This window comes from Nitratireductor aquibiodomus NL21 = JCM 21793 (genome assembly GCF_000615975.1).
In the GTDB taxonomy this organism is placed as follows: Bacteria; Pseudomonadota; Alphaproteobacteria; order Rhizobiales; family Rhizobiaceae; genus Nitratireductor; species Nitratireductor aquibiodomus.
Map to the genome: position 1 here is coordinate 1 of NZ_BAMP01000142.1, position 6691 is coordinate 6691.

Here is a 6691-nt window from a genome sequence, read left to right on the forward strand (position 1 = left end):
CGCAGCGGCAGGCCGGAAGTCGCCAGCACACCGCCCGCGCCAAGAAGAAGATTGCGTCTCGAGATCAAAAGACCGGCCATTGGAAATCCTCGTTCTACGAGCCAACCGTTTCCGGGTGGTTCGGGTTCCCGAAAACGTCATTGCTGGAGTTTAGAAGCAGCGCCCCGCGCGAACAGGGCCATGAGTGCCTTGCGTTGGTCCAGCCTGTTGAAGACGGACCATCAAAGATAAGGCGGCGTGCAGGCGGAAACGACGATTGTGCGCCTGTCGGAGAGATTCTGGAAACGGTGCGGCTGGCGGCTGTCGAACAGATAGGCCTCACCCGCCTTCAGAACGCGCATTTCGTCACCCACGGTCAGCGCCAGCTCGCCTTCCACCACATAGCCGCCCTCGCTTGAGGCGTGTTGCAGCATGGTCTCGCCCGTATCCGCCCCCGGTTCATAGACCTCGTGCAGGATCTGGAGATTGTGCAGGCGCGCGTCGCCGATCTGCCTGAGAACCAGAAGCCCGCTCTCCGGCGCGTTTGCATTTATCGCCACCCGCGAAGTGAGATCGATAAGCTCATCCCTGCCGAAAAAGGGGCCGGGATTGTCCTCCCGCTCAGGCTCGAAGAAATCCGCCATGCTGACGCCCATGCCGCCCAGCACTTTACGCAGAGTGGAGATGGACGGGCTGATCTTGTTCTTCTCGATGTTGGAAATCTGTGCATGGGGCACGCCCGCCTGCTCGGCGAGCTGCCGCTGCGAGAGATTGCCGGCCGTACGCATGGCCTTCAGACGGGAGCCAATGTCGAAATCGTCCATCAATCCTTCGCCGCACCCTTTGCCCGTTCTGGTTTCCATCATCGCGCTCGCAGGGCCAGAACCGTGCAAACACGCTGCTATCCGCTCAAGATATTAGCCTCTAGGAAATTTCACAATGCGCAGATGGGCATAATTTTCAGTAACTTCGAAGTCGCAATGAGAATGAGCGCTCAAAATATAGAACAGAGAATTGCCTAGCCGCAAAATGAGTGCTACCGCTAGAGAAAGAGGAGAGAGGCGATGAGACAGCCTCATCCCGCAACAATACCTTCATTTCCACGCAGGACAAGCCGATGACCGACAAGCCCAATTCACCCGAAGCGCGCGATATCGCCTATCACCTGCATCCTTACACGAATGCGAAAAAACACCTCGAGGCCGGGCCGCTGATCATCGATCGCGGCGAAGGCGTCCATGTCTACGACAACAATGGCAAACAGTACATCGAGGGCATGGCCGGCCTGTGGAGCGTCGCGCTCGGCTTCAACGAGAAGCGCCTTGTGAAGGCCGCGACCGAGCAGATGGAGAAGCTGCCCTACTATCACACCTTCACGCACAAATCGCACGGACCGGTGATCGAGCTTTCCGAAAAGCTGATCGGCATGGCCCCGGTGCCGATGAGCAAGGCGTTCTTCACCAATTCCGGCTCGGAAGCCATCGACACGGCGTTGAAGCTGATCTGGTATCGCTCCAACGCACTCGGAAAGCCGGAAAAGAAGAAGATCATCGTCCGCAACCGCGCCTATCACGGCGTGACCATCGCCGGCGCATGCCTCACCAGCCTGCCGGCAAACCACAAGTCCTTCGACCTGATCGTGCCGAACGTGCTGCGCATGACCGCCCCGCACCACTGGCGTGAAGCAATGCCGGGCGAAAGCGAGGAAGAATTCGCAACCCGCCTCGCCAAGGAACTGGAAGACACGATCCTGGCTGAAGGCCCGGAAACGATTGCCGCCTTCTTCGGCGAGCCGGTGCAGGGCGCCGGCGGCGTGGTCGTCCCGCCGGCCACTTACTGGGAAAAGGTGCAGGCCGTTCTGAACAAGTACGACATCCTGCTGGTCGCCGACGAAGTGATCTGCGGCTTCGGCCGCACGGGCACCATGTTCGGCTCCACCACCTACGACATCAAGCCGGACATCATGGTCATGTCCAAGCAGCTTTCGTCGTCCTACCTGCCGGCTTCGGCCCTGATGATCAACGACCGGGTGTTCGAGCCGATCATGGAAGAAAGCGGCCGCATCGGCACGCTCGGCCATGGCTACACGGCAAGCGGCCATCCGGTTGTCGCAGCCGTTGCGCTTGAAAACCTCAAGATCATCGAGGAGCGCGATCTGGTGGGCAATGCCGCACGCATGGGCGACCGCCTGCGCAACGGACTTGCCGCACTGGCCGATCATCCGCTGGTTGGCGAAGTGCGTGGCGTCGGCCTCATCGCTGCCGTCGAGCTCGTCACCGACAAGGCAAACAAGACGGCGCTCGAGACACCCGGCGCGCTTGGCGCACTGGTCAACGCGCATCTCCAGGAAGCCGGCCTCATCAGCCGCGCCATGGCCGATGCCGTCGCCTTCTGCCCGCCGCTCATCATCTCCGAAAGCGAGGTCGACGACCTGCTCGCTCGCTTCAAGACCGGCCTCGACAAGGCGCTCGCCGAACTGCCCAGAGAGGCAATGCCGGCATAACGGGCACCGCCAGCACATAATCGGAAAAGCACAATGGGAGGAGAATGCTTATGAAGATGAAGAACTGGCTTGCAATGACCGCGCTTGCTGCGGTGGCGGGTTTCTCCGCCACCACCGCAAACGCACGCGACCTCACGGTCGTCTCGTGGGGCGGCACCTATCAGGACGCCCAGCGCGAGATCTACTTCAAGCCGTTTGCCGAAAAGGCCGGCAAACCGCTTCTCGATGAGGCATGGAACGGCGGCTATGGCGTTCTTCAGGCCAAGGTGAAGGCCGGCGCGCCCAACTGGGATGTCGTTCAGGTCGAAGCCGAGGAGCTTGAGCTGGGCTGCGGCGACGGTCTCTTCGAATATATCGACTGGGACAGGCTCGGCGGCGAGGACAAGTTCCTGGAAAGCGCCGTGCATGATTGCGGCGTCGGCGCAATCGTCTGGTCCACGGCAATCGCCTATGACGCCGACAAGCTGCCCGATGGCGGCCCGGCCTCCTGGGCCGATTTCTGGGACACCGAAAAGTTCCCCGGCAAGCGCTCGCTGCGCAAGGGCCCGAAATACACGCTGGAGTTCGCGCTCCTTGCCGACGGCGTCGACAAGGACGAGATCTACGACGTGCTCGCCACGCCCGAGGGCATCGACCGCGCCTTCGCCAAGCTCGAAGAAATCCGCGACGATGTGGTCTGGTGGGAAGCCGGCGCGCAGCCGCTCCAGTTCCTGGCCTCTGGCGAAGTTGCCATGCGTCCGCCTATAATGGCCGCATTACCGGCATCAACCGCACCGAGGGCCGCAACTTCAAGGTCGTCTGGCCCGGCAGCATCTATGCGGTCGACAGCTGGGTGATCCTGAAGGACGCCGAGAACCGCGATGCGGGCATGGATTTCATCGCCTTCGCCAGCGAACCGGAAAACCAGAAGAAGCTGCCGGAATATGTGGCCTACGGCCTGCCCAACAACGAAGCCGCCAAAATGGTGAGCGACGACCAGAAGGCAGAGCTGCCGACCACCGAGGAAAACCTCACCGACGCAATCGCGCTCGATGTCGATTTCTGGATCGACAATTCAGAAGCCCTGACCGGGCGTTTCAACGCCTGGCTGGCTCAATAAGAACTAGTCGAGAGCCGCACCGGGCAAGGCGTCCATCCCCTGACCGGTGCTGCTCTCATCGAAACGATCCATCGTTTCCGACAGCGCGACATCAAGCCAGCCGGGGGAGAGGCTCTTGAGCGAATTACGCATTCGATTTGACCATGTGACCAAGTGCTTTGGGTCGTTATGCGTGGTCGACGATCTGGAACTGGATATCGCAAAAGGCGAGTTCGTCAGCCTTCTTGGACCGTCCGGCTCCGGCAAGACCACGCTTTTGATGATGCTCGCCGGCTTCGAGCGCCCGACCAAAGGCCGCATTCTGGTCGATGGCGCGGTGGTGGACACGACCCCCACCTACAAGCGCGACATGGGCGTCGTCTTCCAGAATTACGCACTCTTCCCGCATATGAGTGTCGGCGACAACATCGCCTTCCCGCTCCAGATGCGCGGCGTCGGCAAGGCCGAAATCGCCGAACGCGTCGCCAGAGCGCTCGACATGGTGCAGCTCAGCGCACTTTCAGACCGGTGGCCGGCCCAGCTTTCCGGCGGCCAGCAGCAGCGCGTGGCGCTCGCCCGCGCCCTCGTTTTCGAGCCCCGCGTTGTGCTGATGGACGAACCGCTTGGCGCGCTCGACAAAAATCTGCGCGAGCAGATGCAGCTCGACATCCGCGCGCTGCACAACCGGCTCGGCCTGACCATCGTGTTCGTCACGCACGACCAGTCGGAAGCACTCACCATGTCCGACCGGATCGCCGTCTTCAACAAGGGCAAGATCGAGCAGATCGGCACCCCGCGCGAGATCTACGACCATCCGCAGACCCGCTTCGTCGCCAATTTCATCGGCGAGACCAATCTTCTGGAAGGCACGGTCGCGGGCAGGTCCGCAGACGGTCTGCGCGTGCGCCTCTCCAATGGCGCGGAACTGACGGCCTCGGCCTCCGACAATTACACGCCGGGCGAAAACGTGCTCGTTTCCATCCGCCCGGAACGCATTCGCCTCGACGCGCTGCATGGCGGCGACAACCAGTTTGCGGCAAAAGTTGCCGACAGCGTCTATCAGGGCAATCACCTGCGCATCCAGCTCGACGAACAGGCGCATGATTTCGTCATCCATCTGGACCGCAAGGCCGAGCAGCATGCGCCCGGCGCGGATGTCACCGCCCGCTTCCAGCCGGACGACTGCTGGGTGATCCGCTCATGAGCGGCACGGGCGGAAAAGGGCATCTGAGCGCGATCGCGCTGGTCGCGCCGCTCTTCCTCTTCATCGCGGTTTTCTTCCTGTGGCCGCTTGGCACGATGATGTCACAGGCCGTCTCCGACACCGCTGTCCTGCGCATCCTCCCGCAGACAGCAAAGGTCGCGGCCAACTGGGATCCGGAAACGCCACCCACGGCAGAAATGAAGGAAGCGCTCGCCGCCGACCTTCGCGCCGCCGATGACCGGCAGGCCGTGGGCGACATGACGCGCCGTCTCAACAGCGCCCAGCCCGGCTTCCGCACGCTCATGTCGCGCACCACCCGCGCCCTGCGCAAGGATGACGCGCCACCGCTTTCCGAGATCGACGAACGCTGGGACGATCCCCGTTTCTGGCAGGCCATCACCGGCGCACTTTCACCGACCACAGACCGCTATCTGCTCGCCGCCGTCGATCTGGAGCGCGATGTTTCCGGCAATATTGTCGCCATGCCCGAGGAGGCCTCCGCCAACCGCGACATCATGATCCGAACCTTCTGGATCGGCGCGCTCGTCACGCTCGCCTGCCTGGCCATCGGCTTTCCCTACGCCATGCTGATCGCCTCCACGGAAGGGTGGAAACGCCAGCTCCTGCTCGGCGCGGTTCTGCTGCCGCTGTGGACCTCGCTTCTGGTGCGCACCGCCGCCTGGTTCATCATCCTGCAGGACAACGGCCTGATAAACGCGGTCATCACCGGGCTTGGCATCTCCAGCGAACCGCTGGCCCTGATCTTCAACCGCACCGGCGTCGTGATCGCCATGACCCATGTGCTTCTGCCGCTCATGGTGCTGCCGATCTACAGCGTCCTGATCTCGATCCCGGGCAACCTGATGCCGGCAGCCGCCTCGCTCGGCGCAAATCCGCTGCGCGCTTTCGTGCGGGTGCTTCTGCCGCTCAGCCTGCGTGGCGTCGCCTCCGGCTCGCTGCTCGTGTTCATGACCGCCATCGGCTACTACATCACGCCGGCGCTCATCGGCGGCGCGGGCGACCAGATGATCAGTTCCGTCATCGCATTCTACGCAACCGGTTCGGCCAACTGGGGCATGGCCGGAGCGCTCGGCATCGTGCTGCTTGTCGTCACCCTCCTGCTTTATGCGGTCTACGGTCGACTGTCGGCGGCCGAAGAAAGGAGAAACTGACATGCTGTTGAAGAGCGCCCGGCTCACATTTGGCACGCTGGCAGTGATCTTCCTGCTTGCGCCGCTGGTTGCCATCCTGCCGCTGGCCTTCACCTCCAGCCAGTTCCTCACCTATCCGATCCCGGAATTCTCGTTGCGCTGGTTCGACGAGCTGTTCACCGCCGCCGCCTGGCGTCGGGCGATCTTCAACAGCCTTGTCATCGGCGGCGGCACGACCGTGCTCGCCACCGTTCTGGGCACGCTCGCCGCCCTTGGCCTGCGCAACTGGAACCTGCCCTTCAAGGGCACGGTGCGCACCCTCTTCCTTCTGCCCATGGTGGTTCCCGCCGTGGTCATGGGCGTGGGCATGCAGGTGCTGTTCGTGCAGTTCGGCATCGCGTCGAGCTATTTCGGCGTCATCGTCGCCCACACCATCGTCGCCATCCCCTTCGTGGTGGTGAGCGTGATCGGCGGCCTCGGCGGCATCGACCGGCGTGTGGAACTGGCGGCGGCCAGCCTCGGCGCATCCCCGGTCACCGTGTTCCGGCGCGTGACCCTGCCGCTCGCCATGCCCGGCATCCTGTCCGGCGCTGTCTTGGCCTTCGCCACATCGCTGGACGAGGTGGTTCTCACGCTTTTCTTGGCAGGCCCCAACCAGCGCACGTTGGCGCGGCAGATGTTCGCCACGATCCGCGAGAACATCAGCCCGGCCATCGCCGCCGCAGCCTTCCTGTTCATTGTCGGCACCATCGCACTCGCCATCATCGCACTGCTTG

At 62.7% G+C, this 6691-nt stretch carries 6 protein-coding genes and 1 pseudogene; 5 read left to right on the top strand and 2 right to left on the bottom strand.

Annotated features, from left to right (window positions below):
- Positions 1–221: 221 nt before the first annotated feature.
- Positions 222–803 (bottom strand): cupin domain-containing protein, encoded by a 582-nt coding sequence (locus JCM21793_RS22140; RefSeq protein ID WP_025031753.1) that lies wholly within the window; start codon positions 801–803, stop codon positions 222–224.
- Between the two features lie 293 nt (positions 804–1096).
- Here JCM21793_RS22140 and JCM21793_RS22145 point away from each other — a divergent pair, with 293 nt between their 5' ends.
- Positions 1097–2482 (top strand): aspartate aminotransferase family protein, encoded by a 1386-nt coding sequence (locus JCM21793_RS22145; RefSeq protein WP_025031754.1) that lies wholly within the window; start codon positions 1097–1099, stop codon positions 2480–2482.
- A gap of 74 nt (positions 2483–2556) precedes the next feature.
- Positions 2557–3581 (top strand): annotated as a pseudogene (locus tag JCM21793_RS27800) (ABC transporter substrate-binding protein).
- A 3-nt stretch (positions 3582–3584) separates the two neighbouring features.
- Here the strand turns inward: JCM21793_RS27800 and JCM21793_RS31105 are convergent.
- Positions 3585–3713 (bottom strand): hypothetical protein, encoded by a 129-nt coding sequence (locus JCM21793_RS31105; RefSeq protein WP_280113551.1) that lies wholly within the window; start codon positions 3711–3713, stop codon positions 3585–3587.
- Between JCM21793_RS31105 and JCM21793_RS22160 the strand changes: the two genes are divergently transcribed.
- The 3 genes from JCM21793_RS22160 to JCM21793_RS22170 all read left to right on the top strand — a co-directional run.
- Complete coding sequence (locus JCM21793_RS22160; protein WP_025031755.1) at positions 3697–4764, top strand: ABC transporter ATP-binding protein; 1068 nt, start codon at positions 3697–3699, stop codon at positions 4762–4764. The two genes, JCM21793_RS31105 and JCM21793_RS22160, sit on opposite strands and share 17 nt — an antisense overlap.
- Complete coding sequence (locus tag JCM21793_RS22165; RefSeq protein ID WP_036541478.1) at positions 4761–5936, top strand: ABC transporter permease; 1176 nt, start codon at positions 4761–4763, stop codon at positions 5934–5936. The genes JCM21793_RS22160 and JCM21793_RS22165 overlap by 4 nt, the downstream gene beginning before the upstream one ends.
- Before the next feature lies 1 nt (position 5937).
- Positions 5938–6691, top strand: a 754-nt coding sequence (locus tag JCM21793_RS22170; protein ID WP_036541481.1) for an ABC transporter permease, incomplete at its 3' end; no start/stop codon positions are given.